The 20,376-nt window shown below is 67.0% G+C and carries 15 protein-coding genes and 1 tRNA gene; 11 read left to right on the forward strand and 5 right to left on the reverse strand.

Annotated features, from left to right (window positions below; translation table 11 throughout):
• Positions 1 to 80 precede the first annotated feature (80 nt).
• The 10 genes from ACPXYO_RS02235 to ACPXYO_RS02280 all read left to right on the forward strand — a co-directional run bounded on the left by ACPXYO_RS02235 (position 81) and on the right by ACPXYO_RS02280 (position 13,620).
• Positions 81 to 791 (forward strand): SDR family NAD(P)-dependent oxidoreductase, encoded by a 711-nt coding sequence (locus ACPXYO_RS02235; protein WP_423916299.1) that lies wholly within the window; start codon positions 81 to 83, stop codon positions 789 to 791.
• Positions 788 to 1,612 carry an enoyl-CoA hydratase family protein gene (locus ACPXYO_RS02240; RefSeq protein ID WP_423916301.1) on the forward strand — a complete coding sequence of 275 codons (825 nt, stop codon included), beginning with the start codon at positions 788 to 790 and terminating at the stop codon, positions 1,610 to 1,612. Before ACPXYO_RS02235 ends, ACPXYO_RS02240 begins: the two co-directional genes overlap by 4 nt.
• Before the next feature lies 1 nt (position 1,613).
• Positions 1,614 to 2,021 (forward strand): RidA family protein, encoded by a 408-nt coding sequence (locus ACPXYO_RS02245; protein ID WP_423916303.1) that lies wholly within the window; start codon positions 1,614 to 1,616, stop codon positions 2,019 to 2,021.
• A gap of 55 nt (positions 2,022 to 2,076) precedes the next feature.
• Entirely contained in the window at positions 2,077 to 5,748 is a 3,672-nt protein-coding gene (locus ACPXYO_RS02250; RefSeq protein WP_423916305.1) for a hydantoinase B/oxoprolinase family protein, read from the forward strand.
• Between the two features lie 20 nt (positions 5,749 to 5,768).
• A complete protein-coding gene (locus tag ACPXYO_RS02255) occupies positions 5,769 to 6,992 on the forward strand; it encodes an acyl-CoA dehydrogenase family protein (RefSeq protein WP_423916306.1) in 1,224 nt (407 codons plus the stop codon).
• A 95-nt stretch (positions 6,993 to 7,087) separates the two neighbouring features.
• Positions 7,088 to 9,448 (forward strand): beta-propeller domain-containing protein, encoded by a 2,361-nt coding sequence (locus ACPXYO_RS02260; protein ID WP_423916308.1) that lies wholly within the window; start codon positions 7,088 to 7,090, stop codon positions 9,446 to 9,448.
• 48 nt (positions 9,449 to 9,496) lie between these two features.
• Positions 9,497 to 10,432, forward strand: a complete 936-nt coding sequence (locus tag ACPXYO_RS02265; RefSeq protein ID WP_423916310.1) for a PAC2 family protein — start codon at positions 9,497 to 9,499, stop codon at positions 10,430 to 10,432.
• Between the two features lie 70 nt (positions 10,433 to 10,502).
• Positions 10,503 to 11,615 carry a chorismate synthase gene (aroC, locus tag ACPXYO_RS02270; protein ID WP_423916312.1) on the forward strand — a complete coding sequence of 371 codons (1,113 nt, stop codon included), beginning with the start codon at positions 10,503 to 10,505 and terminating at the stop codon, positions 11,613 to 11,615.
• 13 nt (positions 11,616 to 11,628) lie between these two features.
• Positions 11,629 to 12,369, forward strand: a complete 741-nt coding sequence (locus ACPXYO_RS02275) for a sulfite exporter TauE/SafE family protein (RefSeq protein WP_423916313.1) — start codon at positions 11,629 to 11,631, stop codon at positions 12,367 to 12,369.
• 96 nt (positions 12,370 to 12,465) lie between these two features.
• Positions 12,466 to 13,620 carry a MalY/PatB family protein gene (locus tag ACPXYO_RS02280; RefSeq protein WP_423916315.1) on the forward strand — a complete coding sequence of 385 codons (1,155 nt, stop codon included), beginning with the start codon at positions 12,466 to 12,468 and terminating at the stop codon, positions 13,618 to 13,620.
• A 75-nt stretch (positions 13,621 to 13,695) separates the two neighbouring features.
• Here the strand turns inward: ACPXYO_RS02280 and ACPXYO_RS02285 are convergent, their stop codons facing one another.
• From ACPXYO_RS02285 to xseA, 5 genes are all read right to left on the reverse strand, one after another.
• Positions 13,696 to 15,198, reverse strand: a complete 1,503-nt coding sequence (locus tag ACPXYO_RS02285) for an ATP-binding protein (protein WP_423916316.1) — start codon at positions 15,196 to 15,198, stop codon at positions 13,696 to 13,698.
• A gap of 221 nt (positions 15,199 to 15,419) precedes the next feature.
• Complete coding sequence (locus ACPXYO_RS02290; protein WP_423916318.1) at positions 15,420 to 16,319, reverse strand: SURF1 family protein; 900 nt, start codon at positions 16,317 to 16,319, stop codon at positions 15,420 to 15,422.
• A gap of 21 nt (positions 16,320 to 16,340) precedes the next feature.
• Positions 16,341 to 18,284, reverse strand: coding sequence for a S9 family peptidase (locus ACPXYO_RS02295; protein WP_423916320.1), 1,944 nt, complete (start codon positions 18,282 to 18,284; stop codon positions 16,341 to 16,343).
• 287 nt (positions 18,285 to 18,571) lie between these two features.
• Positions 18,572 to 18,814 carry an exodeoxyribonuclease VII small subunit gene (xseB, locus tag ACPXYO_RS02300; protein WP_423916322.1) on the reverse strand — a complete coding sequence of 81 codons (243 nt, stop codon included), beginning with the start codon at positions 18,812 to 18,814 and terminating at the stop codon, positions 18,572 to 18,574.
• Positions 18,811 to 20,127 (reverse strand): exodeoxyribonuclease VII large subunit, encoded by a 1,317-nt coding sequence (gene xseA / locus ACPXYO_RS02305; protein WP_423916323.1) that lies wholly within the window; start codon positions 20,125 to 20,127, stop codon positions 18,811 to 18,813. Before xseA ends, xseB begins: the two co-directional genes overlap by 4 nt.
• 107 nt (positions 20,128 to 20,234) lie before the next feature.
• Here xseA and ACPXYO_RS02310 point away from each other — a divergent pair.
• Positions 20,235 to 20,321, forward strand: a tRNA-Ser gene (locus tag ACPXYO_RS02310).
• The last annotated feature ends 55 nt before the right edge of the window (positions 20,322 to 20,376 follow it).

Consider the following 20,376-nt stretch of genomic DNA (forward strand, 5'->3'; position numbering starts at 1 on the left):
AGTATAGTTCTGACGATGCTCGACATCGCCGCCAACCGCCGGGGCGAGCCTGGTCGACTGAATCGCAGCGGGGCCACGGCATGAGTACGGCCGTGGTCACTGGCGGCACACGCGGCATCGGTCGAGCCGTCGGCCTGCGGCTCGCCGCTGCTGGCCACGATGTCACCGCGCTGGCGACGTCGGAGGCCGCGGAGCCGCTGCCGGGTATCGCGGCCCGCATCTGCGACGTGACCGATGAAGAGCAGGTCGCCTCGACGTTCTCAGACATCGGCCCAGTCGACATCCTCGTCAACAACGCCGGCATCTCGTCGTCGAATCGGCTGGGGCGCACCACGCTCGCACAGTGGAACCACAGCCTGGCTGTCAACGCGACCGGGGCGTTCCTGTGCACCCGAGCGATCATCGACGGGATGCTGGAGCGCGGCACAGGCCGGATCGTGACCGTTGCGTCGATCGCCGGCGTCGAGGGCGACAAGTACATCGCCGCCTACGCAGCGTCCAAGCACGCCGTCATGGGCCTGATGCGGGTTGTTGCGGCTGAGGCTGCGGGAACCGGTGTCACGGCCAACACGGTGTGCCCGACGTTCGTCCGCACCGAGATGACCATTGCCACCATCGCGAACATCGCGGAAAAGACCGGCAAGAACCTCGCGGATGCTGAGGCGGCACTTGCCAAGGCCACACCCCATGGACGGATCATCGAAATTGCCGAGGTGGTCGACGCAGTGATGGCGCTTGTGGAGTCAGACCGCAACGGTCAAGAGATCGTGCTCGACGGAGCGCCGACATGACGTTCCGCGCATCTGCTGGGTTCACCGACGACTGGGAGCACTTCGACGTCTCTGTGGATGATCGGGTCGCCACGATCACGCTCCAGCGCCCGGAAACGCTCAACTCGCTCACCTTCGATGTGTACGCCGACCTGCGCGATCTGTTCCGTGAGGCGCCGCTGCGCGGCGACATCGACGCCATCGTCATCACCGGTCAGGGACGGGGCTTCTGCTCTGGCGGCGACGTCGACGAGATCATCGGCGAATTGGTGAGGTTCGATCCCGCCCGCCTGCTCGAGTTCACTCACATGACCGGTGCAGTCGTTCAGAACATGCGCGAGTGCCCGATCCCGATCATTGCGGCCGTCAACGGCACTGCCGCCGGGGCCGGCGCGGTGATCGCGCTGGCGTCGGACTTCCGCATCTGTGTGCGGGGGACCACGTTCCGCTTCCTGTTCACCAAGGTCGGCCTCTCCGGAGGCGACATGGGCTCGGCCTACCTGCTGCCCCGGCTGGTCGGCCACGGCCGCGCCACCGAGATCCTCATGTTCGGCGATCCTGTCTCTGCTGCCGATGCAGTCGAAATCGGGCTTGCGAACCGGGTGGTCGATCCCGACGACCTGCTCGAGGAGTGCACGGCGCTCGCCCGGCGGCTCGCAGACGGGCCTCGGCTCGCGTACCGGGCCACGAAGCTGCTGATCAGCCGCGAGGCCGACATGAGCCTCGCTGCAGCGATCGAGTTCGAAGCCATGACCCAGGCGCTGCTGATGCGCACCGAGGATCATGCCGAGTTCCACCGTGCGTTCGGGGCCTCGGAAACGCCGAACTGGAAGGGACGATGACATGACCACAACGCACCGGCTGATCAGTCCGGATTCCATGGCGCCGGCCCCCGGCTTCGCTCACGCCGTCGTCCCCGCGGACGGGCGAACCGTGTACATCGCCGGGCAGATTTCTTCTGACCCGACCGGAGCCGTCGTCGGGGACACATTCGCCGAGCAGTACGACGTGGCGCTGGGCAACGTCGTCGAGGCGCTGGCACACGCCGGTGGCGAACCCCACCACATCGTGTCGCTCGTCGTGTATGCAACCGACGTGCAGGCGTACCGCGACGACCGCCGCGGCGTGGGCGGCGCCCATCGCAAGCATCTGGACCGCCACTTCCCGGCCATGGCAGTGCTCGGCACCACCGCCCTGTTCGAGCCCGACGCCCTGGTCGAGATCATCGCTACAGCGGTCATTCCCAGCTGAGCGAGACACGAGCCGTGCCGCGGACCGCTGAGGTGACGACATCTAGGGTCAACAGATGAGCCAATCGCCGGATGGCTGGGACTTCTGGGTCGACCGTGGGGGCACGTTCACCGACGTCGTGGCCCGCCGTCCCGACGGAAGCCTGGTCACGCACAAGCTGCTGAGCGAGGACTCGCGCCGCTACGACGACGCTGCCACCACTGCCATCGCGGACCTGCTCGGCGTGCCGCGGGGCGAACCGCTGCCACCTGAGCGGATCAGGTCCGTGAAGATGGGCACCACGGTTGCCACCAATGCGCTCCTGCAACGGCGTGGCGTGCCGACGCTGTTCGTGACGACCGCAGGATTCGGCGACGTGCTGCGCATCGGGTACCAGACCCGCCCGCACCTGTTCAAGCTCGACATCGTCCTGCCCGAGATGCTCTACGCCGAGGTGCTTGAGGTCTCTGAGCGCATCGCTGCGGACGGCACGGTGCTGCGAGAGTTGGACCTGCCCGCTGCCGTCGTGGGCATGGCTGCGGCACGTGAGCGCGGCATGACTGCAGTCGCGATCGTGCTGGTACACGGCTACCGCTACCCCGATCATGAAGCGGCCTTAGCCGCTGCAGCCCGCGAAATCGGCTTCGAGCAGGTCTCGGTCAGTCACGAGGTGGACCCACTCGTCAAGATCGTTCCCCGGGGCGACACCACCGTTGCGGACGCCTACCTGTCCCCGATCCTGCGCAGTTACGTCGACGCTGTGGCGTCGAGAATCGGAAACAGCGACGCTGTTGCGTCGGCGGAGGGTCCGCAGCTGCAGTTCATGCAGTCGAATGGCGGCCTGGCCGATGCCCGGCGATTCACCGGCCGCGATGCGCTGCTGTCGGGACCAGCCGGTGGTGTCGTAGGCATGGCGCGCACCGCCGGGGCGGCGGGCTTCTCCCAGCTCATCGGCTTCGACATGGGCGGCACGTCAACCGACGTCTCGCACTTTGCCGGCGAGTTCGAGCGGGCCAACGAGACCGAGGTGGCGGGCATCCGCGTGCGCACTCCCATCATCGACATGCACACGGTGGCGGCCGGAGGCGGGTCGCTGCTCACCTTCGACGGTAGCCGCTTGCGTGTCGGTCCCGAGTCGGCCGGCGCCGACCCCGGACCCGCGAGCTACGGCAACGGCGGCCCGCTTGCCCTCACCGACGCCAACGTCACCCTGGGCGTGATCCGGCCCGAGTTCTTCCCGTCGCTGTTCGGCCCCGACGGGACCCAGCCGCTCGATGTCGATGCTGCCACCTATGGCATTGCCGAGCTGGCCGCTCAGATCGCGCAGGCCACTGGCGTGCAGCGCAGTGCGGCCGAGGTGGCCTTCGGGTACGGCGAGATCGCGGCGGAGAACATGTCCAACGCGATCCGCAAGATCAGCACCGAGCGGGGCCACGACATCACCGCCTACACGCTGGTCTGCTTCGGCGGTGCCGGCGGCCAGCATGCCTGCCGGGTGGCAGACCGGCTCGGCATCACCACGATCCTCATCCATCCCCACGCTGGGGTGCTGTCCGCGCTGGGCATCGGGCTGGCTGACGTCACCGAGTTGCGCGCTGCACCGATCGAGGCCCCGCTAGACAGCGAGCTCATCGACGCGCTGCATCGGCGGCTCGCCGCAGCCAGCCCGACCGCAGTCGAGGCCGTGGCCGCTGCGGGGGTGTCGCAGGACCGCATTGATGTCACCGGGCGTCTGGCAGTTCGCTACCGCGGTTCTGACACGACGCTCGAAGTGCTTCTGGGCTCAGCCGACGAGGTAGCGAGCGAATTCGCAGCAGCACACCGGACGAGATTCGGGTTCAGCGCACCAGATCAGGCGTTGGTGGTTGACGCACTGCACATCGAAGCCCGCGGCCAGGCAGTCGATCCGCCTCCGGCGACTCCGCCCGAGGGTGACCGTGAGGCGCTATTGGCCACGCACCCCACCTACATGAGCGCGGAAGCCCCGCCGGGCTGCGCGCCCTACGGCACACCGTTTTGGGATCGCACTGCGCTGGCACCAGGAGCAGTCATGGCTGGCCCCGCAGTCATCGTCGAACCGAACGCCACCACCGTGATCGAACCGGGCTGGCAGGGCACGATCACCGACCGCGGCGATCTCGTGCTCGAACGTGTCGTGGCTCGACCGTCACGGGTCGCGATCGGCACCAGCGTCGATCCGGTGCAGCTCGAGATCTTCAACAACCTGTTCATGAACATCGCCGAGCAGATGGGCGTTGTGCTCGAGCACACCGCGGTGTCGGTCAACATCAAGGAGCGGCGCGACTTCAGCTGCGCGCTCTTCGACACCGCTGGCCAGCTCGTTGCCAACGCGCCGCACCTGCCGGTGCACCTGGGCTCGATGAGCGAGTCCATCCGCACGGTCATCACCCAGAACCCGACGATGTCGCCCGGTGACGTGTACGTCCTGAACAACCCGTACAACGGCGGCACCCACCTGCCCGACGTGACCGTCGTGCGGCCCGTGTTCGATGCCTCAGGCACGGATCGGATCTTCTACGTGGCCTCCCGCGGCCACCATGCCGACATCGGCGGCTGCGTGCCCGGTTCGGCGCCCGCCGACTCGACCACCATCGACGAGGAAGGGCTCGTCCTCGACAACCTCCAGATCGTGGCCGGGGGCCGCTTTCTCGAAGAGCAGGTCCGCGACGTGCTCGGAAGCGGCCCGTGGCCGGCCCGCAACCCCGATCAGAACATCGCCGACCTGCGAGCCCAGGTCGCCGCCTGCGAGCGCGGCGCCGCCGAGCTGGCACGCATCGTCGACTACTACGGGCTCGAGGTCGTGCACGCCTATATGAGCCACGTCGCCGACAACGCCGAAGAGATGGTGCGGCGGGTGATCGACGCTCTAGGCAATAGCAACTATCGGGGCAGCTATCAGCTCGAACTCGATGACGGCAGCGTCATCTGCGTTCGCATCTCGGTGGATCGCTCGGCGCGGGGAGCTGTCGTCGACTTCACCGGGACCAGCGGGCAGCACCCTGGCAACTTCAATGCACCCACGGCGGTTTGCCGGTCGGCGGTGTTGTACGTGTTCCGCTGCATGGTCGACGACGCCATTCCGCTCAATGCGGGCTGCCTGCGGCCTTTGGAACTCGTTGTGCCTGATCCTTCGATGCTGTCACCGCACCCACCTGCAGCGGTCATCGCCGGCAACGTCGAGACCTCCCAGCAGATCACCGACGCGCTGTTCGGCGCCCTGGGCGTGGTGGCGGCCTCGCAGGGCACGATGAACAACTTCATCTGGGGCAATGCGGAGCACCAGTACTACGAGACGATCTGCGGGGGAGCCGGCGCGACAGCTCGCCGACCCGGCGCCGACGCGGTGCACACGCACATGACCAACACCCGCCTCACCGACCCTGAGATCCTCGAGCAGCGCCACCCGGTGCTGCTGGAGCGGTTTGAGGTGCGGCGGGGCTCGGGCGGCGCTGGGGCGAACCGGGGCGGCGACGGCGTGGTGCGCCGGCTGCGCTTCGGCGAGGCAATGACGGTGAACCTGCTCAGCTCGCGCCGGCGGATCGAGCCGTTTGGTGTCGCCGGCGGCCGGCCCGGCGCCCTCGGCCGGAATCTGCTGGAGCGATCCGATGGCGCCGTGATCGAGCTGGCTGGGTGCGCCCGCACCGAAGTTGCCGCGGGCGATGTCATTGAGATCCACACTCCGGGCGGCGGGGGCTACGGCCCACCTCCGCTTGGGAGCAAACGCTGACAAGTGCAAGGGTGAGAGCGATGAGTGACGAACTGCTGACGCCCGAACGGGCGGATTTGGCCGCCCGGATGGCGGAACTGGGTCCTGCGTTTGGCGAGCGTGCCCCAGAGCACGATCGCGACGCCAGCTTCCCGCATCGCAACTGGGACGACTTGGCCGAAGCCGGGTTCTTGGGCCTGTGCGTCCCGAAGTCCGCCGGCGGCCTCGGCGCGGACTTCGTGGGCTACGCGCTGGTGGCCGAGGAGATGGGACGGCACTGCGCAACGACCGCGCTGACGTTCAACATGCATACCGCGACGGCGCTGCTGGCCGGACCGATTGCGGAATCGCTGCTCGCCGGCCCCAACGGCCGCGCGTTGGATCCCGACGGGCGGATGGCTGCCCACCTCGAAGCGAATCGGCCGCAGTTGTGGCACGGCATGATCCACGACGGCACCATCCACTCCCAGCCTTTCTCCGAGGGACAGGCACCGGGGGCTCGCGCAGGTTTCAGCACCATTGCTGTGGTGACCGACGGCGGCTATGTGGTGACCGGCCGCAAGATCTTCGCCTCGCTGAGCGGCGCGGCACACCGGCACAACGTGCTCGCCGTGGTGGAGGGCGATCCCCACGTTCGCCTGCTGGGCGTGCCTGCCGACTCCGACGGTGTCGAGATCGTGGGCGACTGGGATCCGCTGGGGATGCGCGGCACCGACTCGCGCACGCTGCTGATGGACAACGTGTTCGTGCCGGCTGCGAATGAGGTGTTGCCGCCCGGGATGTTCAACGCGATGGTGTCGCGCTTCCCACAATTCTACATGAGCCTGTCGTTCAGCTACCTGGGGCTGATGCGAGCCATCTTGGACACGACGCGGACGTACTTGCGCGGCGAGTCCGGTGTGAAGGCGTCTCGGGATCACCCCATCAAGCAGACCGGCTGGGCGCAGCTGCAGCTCATCTACGACCGGGCGCAGGCGATGACGTATCGCGTGCTCGGCGAGATCTGCGCGGACCCCGATCCGCAGCAGCTGCGCCGTGCCCAAGTGGCGACGATCACCACGATGGAGAGCGCCCCCGAGATGGCGTCGCTGGCGCTGCGCACCTGCGGCGGCCGGTCGTTGCTGCGACCGGGCAGGCTCGAACAGCACTACCGAGATGCCCGCTGCGGCGCCACGATGCTGCCGTGGAGCACCGAGGAACTGCTCGTACGGCTCGGCCGCAACGGCCTCTATGACGCCGACGGCAACGACCCTGCCCCGGCCTGATCACTCAGCGGGACGTCGCTGCGTCCGGATCGCTGACACCGGACTGTAACGATGGCGTCGGAACGTCAATCTGCCGCAACGACTCTGTCTATGTGATGAGCCACTCGAAGATGCGTCATGCATCGAAGCCGATGTCTGGCCGACTGCTGGTCATACTGCTCGCCGCGGGGCTGTTTGCGGCCGCTTGCACCAGCGACTCCGCCGATGCTCCGGCCGGAGATTCCGCTGCGCCCATAACGAGCCCGTCGGTAGCAACCGACGGTGAGCAACCTGACACTCCCACCAGCCAAGACCCTGGCGCCGAGCCGTCGAGTGACGACGATGAGGACACTGCTGCGAGGGACGCCGACGTCGATGGTGACTCGGCTGGCGAGGTTTCCGAGCAGGAACGCATTGCGGCTGAAGAAGAGCGACAACGCGTCGAAGAGGAACGAAGGCGTCGCGAGGCGGAGGAACGGCTGAGGCGCCAGCGCGAGGCGGACGGCGCACAGACCGCTGCGCTGGAGCGGTTCAGCGACTGTGGCGCTGTGCTCGGCTATGTCCATGCGAACGCGGCAGGAGTCGTTGGCCCGTGGGGTCTCGTCGGCGGCCAGCGCCTCAAAGGGGATGTCATCGAGGAAGGCGCGATTGTCGCTGACTCTGCAGCATCGGGTGACTTCGCGTCGTTGCAGGCGGGCGTCGACTACAGCACCTCTAACGTGCAGGAAGCGGGCATCGACGAGCCTGACGTGATCAAGACCGACGGTGAGCGGATCATCGTCGCCACACAGAACCGGGTCCAGATCGTCGACGTGACTGGGCCGGAACCGTCGCTGGCAGCCACGCTCGATCTCGACGACTTGTGGGGCTGGAGACTGCTGCTGCACGGCGATCGAGTGCTTGCGTTCGCAACGCGATGGGACGTCATCGTTCCCTTCGAGGTGTCCGATAACGACGGCACAGCAGATGTCATCGAACCGGAACCCGGCTGGGGACCCACGACCGAGATCGTCGAGATCGACCTTGCTCAGGCAGTTCCTGCGGTCGCGCGACGGCTGAGCATCGAAGGCAACTACGTCAGCGCTCGCATGACCGACGGCGTGGTCCGCATTGTCACGAGTTCGAGGCCGCGTGCCATCGGTTGGACCGTTCCGGAGGCGGCTGGCATAGCCGCTGAGGAGCAGGCAACCGAGGCAAACCGGGAGATCGTCGCCAGCACGACGGTCGATCATTGGCTCCCGCGCTACGAGTTGACCGATACCGCCGGCACAACCGTCGACGGGGGACGCCTCGTCGATTGCGACCGCGTCTGGGCTCCCGCTCACTATTCAGGTCCGGGCACGCTCAGCGTCACCACCATCGACATCGCTGCAGACGGCCTGGCGGGATCGTTGGACACCACGTCGATCATGTCGGACGGCAGCACCGTGTACGCCTCGCCGGCGCACCTGTACGTGACGACAACCCGATGGTTCAACTGGCATACCCAACCAGAGGGTCCCGATGACGGCACGCTCGCCGAGTCCGAGATCCACATGTTCGACACCGGCGACGCGCTCTCGAGCCCCTACGTCGGGTCGGCGACGGTGACCGGCACCGTGCTGAACCAGTACTCGATGTCCTCCCACGAGGGCCACCTGAGGATCGCGACCACAACGGTCCCGCCGTGGCGCTTCGAGGGTGGGCCCGACTCTGAGAGTCTCGTGACGGTGTTCGAAGTTAACGCCGGCGGCCTGTCAGAGGTCGGCCAGATCGGCGGGCTCGGTGTCGGCGAGCGGATCTTTGCGGTGCGGTACCTGGGTGACATCGCTGCGGTGGTGACGTTCCGCCAGACGGATCCGCTGTACATCATCGACCTGACTGATCCAGCTTCGCCGACGGTGCGGGGCGAGCTCAAGATTCACGGCTATTCGGCCTATCTGCATCCGGTCGGCGCCGACCGGTTGCTCGGCGTCGGCCAGGACGCCGACGAAGAAGGCCGGACACTCGGCACCCAGGTGTCGCTGTTCGATATTTCTGATTTGGATCGGCCCGAACGCATCGCCCAGTGGACAGCGCCGGGTGGCCGCAGCCAGGTGGAGTTCGATGCGCTCGCGTTCCTGTACTGGCCCCCAACCGGTCTCGCGGTGCTGCCCATGAACCAGTACCCGAGCGACGAGAACGAAGGTGATCCTCCGTTCCTCGGTGCCGTGGCGCTCACAACTGTTGACGACGAGCTGTCTGAACTCGGCCGCTTCAGTCATGCGGACCCGCCGCTGCGCAAGTGCCGCGAATCCCGGGAGATCACGGTCCGCCCCGACGGCACTGAGGAAGTCGGCCCCTTCGAACGCTATTGCTGGTACGACGTCGACTACGAGGCGCGAGTTGCCGGTAGCGCAGTGATCGCCGGCCGGCTGTACCTCGCATCGAACAAGGCACTCGAATCAATCGAGCTGGGATCAACCGAGCGCATCTCGCTGCTCCGGTGGGCTGACTGAGCGCGAATTCCTGGCGCGATCGGGTCGATTATGGGCCATAGTGATGCCATGGGTCACAGTGATGCCACCGATGGGGCTGATCACGCCGCGAAGCGGCAGATAGTCGTCTGGGATGGCGCGCCAAAGCTGGCTAATCCGCTTCTGCTGGTGGCCTTCGAGGGCTGGTTCGACGCCGGTGAGTGCGCCACTGGCGCGCTGTCGTGGATCCGCGACCGCAGCGAAGCCCGGCGCGTCTGCCACATCGACCCAGAAGAATTCTTCGACTTTCAGGAAAGCCGACCCCACATCGAGATCACTCCCGAGGGAGAGCGCCGTATCAGCTGGCCGGAGATCGAGTGCCATGTTGTGCCGGCAGCCCCGCCGCACGATCTCGTGCTCCTGTCGGGCATCGAGCCGCGCATGCGCTGGCGCACGTTTTGCACCGGTGTCGTGGAGATCGCCAGCGAGCTGGGTTGCGAGATGGTGGTGACGCTCGGGGCGATGGTCGCGGGCGTGGCGCATTCGCGGACCGCGTCGGTGAAGGGCAGCGCGGCCAATGCCGAGCTGGCCGCCCGGCTGGGTTTGGACCGGCCCACCTACCAAGGTCCAACCGGCATCATCGGCACGCTGCATGACGTGCTCGACCAGGCGTCGCTGCCGGTGGTGTCGCTACGCGTGGGAGTGCCGCACTATGTGGCCGGGCCGCCGAACCCGAAGGGCACGAGAGCGCTGCTGGCCCATGTGGAGACGGTCACCGGCGTGAAGACTGGTTACAGCGAACTGGACTCCAGCGTGCAGGCTTGGGAGCAGCGGGTCAACGAGGCAGTGGCGCGTGACCCTGAGATCGTGTCGTACATCCAGCAGCTGGAAGCCGAAGCGGATCGCACTGCCGAAGAAAACCTGCCCAGCGGCGACGATCTGGCACAGGAGTTCCAGAGGTTCCTGGCCGAGCAGCGCCAGTCGGGGCCCAGCGATGGCGACAGCGACTCCGACGAGGCGGGCTGAGCGGCACACGCCCAGGTTGCACGGGAAAAAGAACGGCGTCGGGCGCCAACCGCCGCCGTAGGGTTCTGCCATGGGCGGCAGCACGTTCGGGGAGCGTTTCGCGGTCACCACCTTCGGCGAATCCCATGGCGGAGCGCTGGGAGTGATCATCGACGGCTGCCCCGCGCGCATTGAGCTGAACGAAGCCGATGTGCAGGTCGATCTGGATCGCCGCCGTCCCGGCCAGAGCCGCCTGGTCACCCAGCGCGATGAAGCCGACAGGGTCACGATCCACTCGGGTGTCTTCGAGGGCCTGACGCTGGGGACGCCGATCGGCATGACGGTGGCGAACACCGATGCCCGGCCGGGTGCCTATGCGGACATGGCAGCCGTGTACCGGCCCAGCCACGCCGACTTCACCACCGAGGCCAAGTACGGGATCCGCAATTGGCAGGGGGGCGGCCGGGCTTCTGCTCGCGAGACCGTCGGCCGGGTGGCGGCAGGCGCCGTCGCCCGCAGGATTCTCTCGACGGTCGGCACCGAGGTGCTGGGCTGGGTCAGCTCGGTGCGCGACATCAACGCCGACGTTGATCCCGCGGCGCTGATGCGTGACGACGTCGAGGCCGACCCGACCCGATGCCCCGATCCCGCCGCTGCGGTCCCGATGACCGAGGCCATCGAGGCGGCCCGGCGCGACGGCGACTCGCTGGGAGGCGTCGTGGCCTGTGTGGCGCGTGGGGTTCCGGCTGGGCTGGGAGAGCCCGTGTTCGACAAGCTCGACGCCGAGCTGGCCGGCGCGGTGATGTCACTGCCGGCGGCGAAGGGCGTCGAGATCGGCAGCGGGTTCGCCGGGACGCTGATGACCGGACGACAGCACAACGATGAATTCGCACCGGGGCCCGACGGGCGACCGGTCACCGTCACCAATCGCAGCGGCGGCATCCAGGGCGGCATCAGCAACGGGGCCGACATCGTGCTGCGCGTCGCCTTCAAGCCCACCGCCACCATCGCGAGCGAGCAGAAGACCGTGACCAGCGCCGGTGAGCCCACGGTGCTGGCGGCTCGGGGCCGCCACGATCCGTGTGTGCTGCCCCGGGCGGTGCCGATGGTGGAGGCGATGGTCTGCCTCGTGCTGGCCGACCACCTGTTGCGACAGCAGACAACCCAGCTGGCACCCGGACCCGCAGCACAGACGCAGGGCTGATGGGCTCGTCCTGATGGACAGTCTGCAAATTGCGCTCGTGGCTGGTGCGGGCGTGGTGGCCGGCGTGGTGAACGCCATGGCGGGCGGCGGGTCGTTGTTGACCGTGAGCCTGCTGACGGTGGTGGGCGACCTCGGTGGGTTGGTCGCGAACGGCACGAATCGCATCGGCGTCCTGACTCAGAACGTGGCCTCCGTGGCCGGTTTCCGCCGTGAGGGCGTATCGGGTCTGCGCCGAGCCGTGCCGGTGCTCGTACCGAGCCTGGTCGGCTCCTTGATTGGTGCATACGCGGTCTCGAACCTGCTCAGCGACACGGCATTCGAGCGCATCTTCGGGATCCTGATGGTGCCGTTGCTGATCCTGAGCCTGCGTCCGCCGAAGGCGCGTGGCGACGACATCGTGTGGCCGAGGGCGCTGACCGTTGTGGTGTTCTTCGCGATCGGCCTCTATGGCGGCGCATTCCAGGCGGGCGTCGGCCTCATCTTGGTGCTTGCGCTGTCGCACGCCGGCCTGGACCTGGTGAATGCCAACGCGGTCAAGGTGGTGGTGATCGCCGTGCTGACTGCCGTGGCGGTTCCGGTGTTCATCCTGAACGACCAGGTGCACTGGGGTTTCGCCGTCATCGTTGCCGTGGGCTTCGCTGTCGGCGGCTGGCTGGGCGCCCGCTTGGCCGTACGCGGCGGGGAGCGGGTGATCCGCCCTGTCCTCGTCCTGGCCGTCGTCGGTCTGGCCGGCCGCATGCTCGGGCTCTATTGAGCCCGAGGTCGAACGCAGGGGGCTCTATTGAGCCCGAGATCCCCCACAGGCGGCTCTCGTAGGCCCCGGCCGCGCTTCGCCGCGTAGGGTCGCCCCGTGATCTTCGACTTGGACGCTGACCGAGTTCGCAACCGCCCGGGAATCAAGTGGGGCCGGCAGGGTCCTGACGTGCTGGCGGCCTGGGTTGCCGACATGGACTTGGAGCTGCCCGACGTTGTGCTGGACGCCGTCAAGGCACGCGTCGACACCGGCGGGCTGGGCTACGACTTCTACGACAAGCCGATCCCGGTGCTCGACGTGTTTGCGAAGCGCATGGGCGAGGCGTTCGGCTGGCAGGTCGAGGGGGCCGACACGGTGCGCGTGCACGACGTCATCCAGGGTCTCGAGCTGGCGATCACCTACTGCACGAAACCAGGTGACGGGATCATCTTCCAGACCCCGGCCTACCCGCCGTTCTTCTCCAGCGTGGAGGGACACGGCCGCCGGGTGGTGCCCGACCCGCTGATCTGCGATGACGACGGCTGGCATCTCGACCTCAACCACTTGGAATCAGCGGCGAGCGCCCCCGATGTGACCGCAGTCATCCTGTGCCAGCCCCACAACCCGTGCGGCATGGTGCTGGACGCCGACGACATTGCCGCCGTGGTCGATATCGCCGAACGTCACGACCTGGTCGTGATCTCCGACGAGATCCACTGCGACTTGGTGTATGCGCCCAGACGCCACATTCCGGTGGCGTCGGTCAGCGAGCTGGCGTCTGAGCGAACGGTGACCGTGACGGCGGCCACCAAGTCGTTCAACATGGCGGGACTGCGGATGGCGTTCTTGCATTCGGCGTCATCGCGCTACGGCCCGGTGATAACGGGCATCCCGAAGCGACTCATCGGCGGCATCGGGATTCTGGGCCAAGTGGCCACGGTGGCTGGCTGGACCGAGGCGCTCGACTGGCTCGACGAGTTGGTCGCCGGTCTTGACCGCAACCGCCACCTGCTGGCGGATCTGCTGGCTGAGCGTCTGCCCGAAGTTCGCTACCGCCCACCCGACGCCACCTACCTGGCCTGGTTTGACTGCAGCGAGCTCGGGCTCGGCGACGATCCGTCCGCGGTGTTCCTGGATAAGGGCGGGGTGTACCTGAACTCGGGCCTGGACTTCGGACCCGGGGGCGCAGGCCATGTGCGCCTCAACTTCGCCACCTCGCCAGCGATGCTCGACGAAGCCACCGCCCGAATGGCCAAAGCCATCGACCGCTAGCTGCGTTGAGTGGCCTTGGCCGAACGCCCTCCCCGCTAGCACTGTGGAGCGATGATGGGCAGCCGCCTGCTCTGCCTACCCGGCGACTCCCAAGCTCTCGGCCATGGCAAGCCTCGCCTGCTGTCCGACGATGCGCAGGAAGGTGTCGAGAGGCAGGGTGCCGATGCCCGATGTGCTCGAACCGGCGGGGAGCACTGGAGCTTGCGGGGCAACGAGGTAGCTGTGCCCGCGGAATTGCTCGAAGCGATCAATCAGTGCCGCGAGGCCCTTGCGATGATGACCGGGCGACGAAGCGATCTCGAAGGCGACTGGCTGACGCGGATCGTCGTAGATCAGGTCGACTTCTGAAGACCCGTCACGCCAGTGGTGCAGTCGCACGTCTGAGTGCCACGCGAGCACCCTGACTGACGCCGCGACAAGGTTCTCCAGCAGCACGCCCTGCTCTTCGGGGTTCTGCAGCGGCGCGAGGCCGCGTTGCAGCGCTGCGTTTCGCACGGCGCAGTCGGTGAAGTACACCTTGCGTCCTCGCCGCTGAATGGAGTGTTCTGAGCTCGAGTAGTTGGACAGCGTGAAGATGAGATACGCCTGTTCAAGAAACGAGACATAGCGTTCGAGCGTTGGCTGAGCGATGCCGAGTTCTCTGCTGAGCCTGGTGGGAGAGAGAATCCCGGTCACATCGCTCGCGAGCAGGTAGAGCAACCGCTCCAGGTTCATCGGGTTGTCGACGCCGGCTGCTTGGGGGATGTCCTGGTACACGGCACGGGCAACAGCATCGCCACGCAAGATCCGCTGAGACTCAAGCACCTGGTCCTCGAAATCGGCGGGCCCGCTTTCATTCCACAGCGGCCGACTTCTGATCAGCAACTCAGGAAACCCGCCCACCATGATCAAGAACCTCCGCATTTCCGTGACGCTGCCGTCGAGCACTGGTCCAGGCAACAGGGAGCCGAGTGTCTCGCCGAGTGTGGGGCCTGGGTCGGGCAGCGCCGGCTCAGCGGATGGGGCGATTCCGGTGAGCAGGTATGCCTCATCGAGCAGGCACGGCATCAGATGATGTAGTTCCCATCGGCCGATGCCGCTTTCGTGACGCTGTTTGCGCAACGCAGCAGTGCCGCTTGAGGTTGCTGCGATGCGTACCGGCCAGTGCTCGTCGTAGAACGTCTTCAGCCACAAGTTCCAGCTGTCGGCATAGACGATCTCGTCCAGCAGCAAGAACAGGGGATCATGTGCCGTCGCCCGAGAGCCCTCCAGCAAGCCACGTACGAGATCGCCGAGGCTCGCTTGAACTAACAACGGGTGGTCCAAGCGGAGCCACCAGATCTTTCCCGCCGGTACGCCAGCACCGATGAGGCGCCGGACGGTCTGGTAGAGCACGGTTGTCTTGCCGACGCGACGTGGCCCCAGCACCACGTGGTGCCTCCGTGGGTCGTCGGAGAGCAGTCTTTTCCAGAGCCCACCGGCGAGGAATCGTTCTGTCGACGGCGCGAACGCAGGAGGCACCATTCCGCTGCGATGCCAAGGATTCTGCTCGTTGAAGATCTCGTGGAAGTCTTGTTGCGTCGGCTGCCAGGTAACCATCACTGGTCCGTTCCGATATCCGTTGCTTGCAGAATAACCTATAGCTAGAGTTTGTTATTTGCAAGATAGCCAATAACCATGCCGGACCGGATGGCTTCGATGTCACGCTCGCGAAACGCTCCGACGTGCAATGTCTGGTCATTCGCCAGGCTGCCCTGACCCGCGGACCAAGCCGTCATCACCCGGTCGCGTCATGTCCTCAGACGCCGACACTGACAGGCTCAGTCGTCGGCGATCTGCTCCGACTCGCCCCTGCGGGCTTGGTGGCGCAGCACGAGCGTGTAGCCCACGATGGCGACAAGGGCGAAGCTAAACCATTGCAGCGTGTAGCCCAAGTGGGGGCCGGCGTCGAGTTCAGGCGGCGGCAAGGGCACGGGCGTGAGCATTATCAGGTCCGGAGCTGTGTCCTCACCCCAAGCGAGCGTTTCCCCAGTCGGGGTCATTGCGTTCACGTCCTCGAATCGCACCGGTGCGATGTCGACTGCATCTCGGTGGTCGATGCGCTCGACATAGACAGGAACGAGATCCAGTGTCGTCTGACGCTCGATGCGTTCCACATCGACCCGAGCCAGCGAGCTCAGCTGACCTTCGGCAGGATCGGTCGGTCCAAGAAGGCCGCGTTCTTGGCTTGTACGGATCCGACCTGTGATCGGCGTCGGCGTGGCGAGTCGAATGGCAATGACGTCGGTGGACCCCGCCTCACTTCCGCGCGTCGTCCCGCATCCCGGTTCTGGCAGCCAGCCCGCAACCACCAGCACCCCGTACGACTCGTCGCTGTTGGTCGAGGCTGTCTCGGCGGGCAGCGCCAAATGGCAACCCGCGACCCCGCCGAGGCTGCGGTTGCGGATCAGGACCGATTCGTCCCAGTCGAAGTCCACCATTGCAAGGCTCACCGAGCGGTACTCCAATTGATCGATGGTCTCGGTGTCCGACATGGCGTCGAAGAACCGGTCTTCGTCGAGTGGCGGCATAGCTTGACGTTCGGCGATCACGCTGTTGCGCTCACGCACCTCGTTGTGGCGACTGAGCTGCCAGAAACCGGCGATCAGGAAGATCACCAGCAGCACGCCAGCGAGCGCATGACCCGCCAGCCAGCGCGGCGTGCGCGCGAAGTGGTACATGTCACGACCTCTTTGGCGACGCTACCGGTGGCCCTTGAGCACCTCGACGCGGGGGATGTCGCCTGCGGGTTCGAAGCCCAGCACTTGGCCGAGGAACGACAGCTCGGCTTCGAGCGCAGCCACGATGTTGGGTCCGCGGCGGAAGCCGTGCCCCTCGCCTTCGAACACCACGTAGGCGTGCGGCACGCCCGCGTCTGCCAGGGCCGCCACCACCTGCTCGGACTGGCTCTGGGGCACCACCCGGTCCTCGGTGCCCTGCAGCACGATCATCGGAGTACGCAGCTGGCCAGTTCGCCAGATCGGCGAGCGCTCCCGGTACAGCTCGGCCTCTAGCGGATATGGGCCGATCAGCCCGTCGAGGTAGCGGGCCTCGAACTTGTGGGTGTCGCGAGCCAACGCTTCGAGATCCGCCACGCCGTACCGGGAGATGCCGGCCGCGAACACGTCGCTGCCCGTGAGCGCGCACAGCGTGGTGTAGCCGCCCGCCGAGCCACCTTTGATGACCAGGCGCTGCAGGTCAACGTTGCCCTCGCCGGCAAGATGAAGCGCTGCAGCGATGCAGTCCTGCGTGTCGACGATGCCCCACTGGCCGGCCAGCAGGTTGCGATAGTCGGTGCCGTAGCCAGTGCTGCCGCCGTAGTTCACGTCCACGACGGCGATGCCGCGGGTGGTCCAGTACTGGATGCCCAAGTCGAGCGAGCTGCGGGCCGAACCCGTGGGCCCGCCGTGGCTCAACACGATGAGCGGCGGCTCACCCGTTTGATCGGCGACCGCCGAGTTCTTGGGCCGGAAGAAGAACGCGTGCGCCTGGCGGCCGTCATCGCTGTCGAAGGTGAACGCCCGCGGGACCGAGACGTCGCCGGGTTCGAGCGCCGACTGCTCGGCGTCACTGAGCTGACGATGCCCGCCGTCGGGTGAGATTTCCACGATCGCGGCTCGGCGGGTCCAGCTGGCGGCCACGGTGACGACCGTGCCGCCCGGGGTCACCGCCAGCCTCCCAAATTCTGTGAACCCGCTCGGGATCTCTTCGAGGTGACCGCCGCGGATGACGCCGAGGTGCCTGACACCGCCGGACGTCCAGGTGCACCACAGCGTGCCGCCGCCATCCCAGCCGTAGGTGGCCTGCGCGAACACCCACGCCGGCACCCCGAATTCACGGCGGCTTTCCCCGGGGGCTGCGTCACCCAGCACCGGTTCGGTGGCGCCCGTGTGGGTATCCACGCGGTGAATCGACCACCACCCATCGACATCGGTGACGACATGGAGGTCGCCGTTTGGGCTCCAGGCCGGCTGGGCCAGTGCAGGGCCGTCGACCAGCACCCGATCGCTGCCCGGCACCGGGCTGCCGTCACGCAGGTCGACGAGATGCAGGCGGACGTGGTCCCACGGCATGTTCGGGTGGTCCCAGCTGAGATACGCGAGCGCGCTGCCGTCGGGCGCCGGCCTAGGTGAGGAATAGAAGTCGGCACCCGTCGCTACGACGCTCACCATTCCGTCGAGGCGAACCGCGACGAGTTCGTTGCGGGGTTCGTGACCGCCGTCGGTGTGGGCCTCGCGCACCCACACGCTGACCGGATCGAAGCTGCCGCCCTCAGCGTTGCCCTGGGGCTCTGGAACGAGTGCCGGATCGGCGTAGCGCAGACCCCTGGGAGTGTCCGGCTCAGGGGTCACTGCCTGCGGCTCGCTGCGACCCGTCACGTCGAACAGCCGGATCCGATGATCGCTCATGCAACTGCCGAGCACGAAATGGCCGCCATGAGGCGCCGTGAACGGCAGCCAAGCCCCGCCGCCGTATTCGTGGACGGAAGTGCGGATGTCCGCCTCCGCCGTATGGGGCACGTCGGCGGGCTGAGCGCCGGACTCGTCGAGCCGGACCCGGACCACGGCGCCTCGCCCGCGCTCGAGAGGCCGCTCTTCCACCCAGTAGGCCCAGCCGCCAGCGATGCGTGATTCGGTCCTTCGCACCGCGCCCGCGGCAACGTCAGCCGCCCGCAGCGGCGACGGCCACGCACCATGTCGAAATTCCCTGGAAATACTGGGACTTCGGCCGCCGTTATCTTGACAACGCGATGGTGAACTCATAGGTTCCTCGTTGGTTTCGACACATCGCTGCGGTCACTCATTCTGAGCAGATCCTGCAGCGGCACCAGCGTGCGCTCCGGGTCTTCCACCGGCCCGTGACGCGCAGGTGGACCGGGGGAGCGCCCACCAACTCCCTCGGTCCACACATGCCTGCAACGCCTTGCGGCCGTTCAAGGGCCGTCGCTGTCCGACGGCGTCGATTCGTGCTGAGCCAGGATCGTCTGCAACGACAGCTCGGTGGCCCGCAACCGCTGCTCGCAGTGCGCGATCAGCAGCGAGGCTCGTTCGACCTTCGATGCCAGCGTGTCGATGTCGACGTCGTCGTCCTCGAGGCTGGCCAGGATCGATTCGATCTCGGCTATGGACTCGGCGTAGCCGCCGAACTCGCCTTCATCTGTCACAGGGTCTGTCATGGGTTGTCTGTCCCCCGGTCGGTCGGGTCGATAGCCGGTGCGTTCACGGTGCTGGCGAACACCGCATCCAATGTCTGGGTGGTAATCGTGGCTCCGGCAGCGGGCATCGAACGCACGACGGTGCCGTCGGCTGCACGCGTGATCGAAAAGCCGCGAGCCAACGTCCGCTGTGGCGCGAGTGCGGCAATCACGGCCGCAGCTGAACGCAGTTGGGCGTGCGCCTCCGATACTCGCCGTTCAGCGCGGTGTGTGAGCCGCAGCCGTGCCTGGCCCAGGCGAGCACGCGGCCGGCCCAGGCGACGCTCGGTCAGCAGGCCGAGCGCTCCACGAGCTGCTGCCAAGCGAGCTGCTGCGGCGGCTGCCCGGGAGCGGGCAGTGCGATGGAGTTCGCGCCGTGCCTGGACCAGGCGTTCGTCAAAGTTGGCGACATGGGCGACGAGGGCGGCGGCGCACGCGGTCGGCGTCTTGGCAGCCGTGTGCGCCACCTGGTCCGCCACCGAGGTGTCGATTTCATGGCCGATCCCGCAGTACACCGGCAGCGGGCACGTCGCAATGGCCTTCGCAACGCTGGCGAGGTCGAATGCCAGCAGGTCGGTGCGGTCGCCGCCGCCGCGCACCACGGCAATGACGTCAACATCGGCGCTCCCGAGCGTGCGCAGCGCCGCGACAAGGTCGGCTTCGGCGGTGACGCCTTGCACCCGGGCGTCGCACAGCAACACCTCGAAGGCGTAGCCGCTCGCCGTTAGCTCATGGACGAAGTCAGCGTGTGCTGCACTGCCGGCGGCCGTGATGAGGCCGACGCGCAGCGGCACCAGCGGCAGCGGCACAGCGGCATTGCGCCGCAACAGCCCCGAGGCAGCCAGTTCGGCCAGCGTGCGCTCGCGGTCGGCGGCCAGCACACCGAGTGTGAAGTGCGGGTCGACGCCGCTCATGATGAGCTGCACCTGCCCGCTGCCTGCGTAGTACTCGACCTCGGCGCGGATCCGCACCTCGATGCCGTCGTCGAGCGTCAGCCCGCCTCCGGCAGCGAGATCCCGGTTCACGAATCGTTGGCGTCCCTTGAACAGCGCCACCCGCATGCGTGCGCCGCGGCGGTCCTTGCCCGTGCCCGGCTCGATCAGATTGAAGTAGATGTGGCCGCTCGCCGCCTGCGAGTAGCCGATGATCTCGCCGCGCACCCAGACCTCGGAGCTGAAGACCCGCCGGATCGTCTCTTCGATGGCGGCCGCGAGGTCCGACACCGACCAGGTGCCGTCGGGTTGCGGAGCATCGCCGCCGCCTACGGCTTCGAAGCTTTCAACAGCGCTGCTCACGGCCCTGAGGCTGTCACGAAATCACCCTTGCCGCGACCGAATTAAGACTCGAGAGCCGGGCGGCGGGCCGGGCGGTCACCGTGGTCAGCGTCGATAGGGTGCGCTGCGGAAGGTTGCCAGAGCGGACGAATGGGGCGGTCTCGAAAACCGTTGTGGCCTTCGGGTCACCGTGGGTTCGAATCCCACACCTTCCGCCCAACCAGTCCCAATAAAGCGCCTTGACTGAACCTCACCGGGTTTCACGCACGC

Source organism: Candidatus Poriferisodalis sp. (assembly GCF_965237655.1).
Classification (GTDB): Bacteria; Actinomycetota; Acidimicrobiia; order Acidimicrobiales; family Poriferisodalaceae; genus Poriferisodalis.

Bases quoted from the DNA above. Each gene is read 5' to 3' on its own strand.
- xseB (WP_423916322.1), bottom strand. From the start codon at position 18,814: ATGACAGACCCTGTGACAGATGAAGGCGAGTTCGGCGGCTACGCCGAG.
- ACPXYO_RS02290 (WP_423916318.1), bottom strand. From the start codon at position 16,319: ATGTACCACTTCGCGCGCACGCCGCGCTGGCTGGCGGGTCATGCGCTC.
- ACPXYO_RS02275 (WP_423916313.1), top strand. From the start codon at position 11,629: ATGGACAGTCTGCAAATTGCGCTCGTGGCTGGTGCGGGCGTGGTGGCC.
- ACPXYO_RS02235 (WP_423916299.1), top strand. From the start codon at position 81: ATGAGTACGGCCGTGGTCACTGGCGGCACACGCGGCATCGGTCGAGCC.
- ACPXYO_RS02255 (WP_423916306.1), top strand. From the start codon at position 5,769: ATGAGTGACGAACTGCTGACGCCCGAACGGGCGGATTTGGCCGCCCGG.
- ACPXYO_RS02260 (WP_423916308.1), top strand. From the start codon at position 7,088: ATGAGCCACTCGAAGATGCGTCATGCATCGAAGCCGATGTCTGGCCGA.
- aroC (WP_423916312.1), top strand. From the start codon at position 10,503: ATGGGCGGCAGCACGTTCGGGGAGCGTTTCGCGGTCACCACCTTCGGC.
- ACPXYO_RS02285 (WP_423916316.1), bottom strand. From the start codon at position 15,198: ATGGTTACCTGGCAGCCGACGCAACAAGACTTCCACGAGATCTTCAAC.
- ACPXYO_RS02250 (WP_423916305.1), top strand. From the start codon at position 2,077: ATGAGCCAATCGCCGGATGGCTGGGACTTCTGGGTCGACCGTGGGGGC.
- ACPXYO_RS02240 (WP_423916301.1), top strand. From the start codon at position 788: ATGACGTTCCGCGCATCTGCTGGGTTCACCGACGACTGGGAGCACTTC.
- ACPXYO_RS02265 (WP_423916310.1), top strand. From the start codon at position 9,497: ATGGGTCACAGTGATGCCACCGATGGGGCTGATCACGCCGCGAAGCGG.
- ACPXYO_RS02245 (WP_423916303.1), top strand. From the start codon at position 1,614: ATGACCACAACGCACCGGCTGATCAGTCCGGATTCCATGGCGCCGGCC.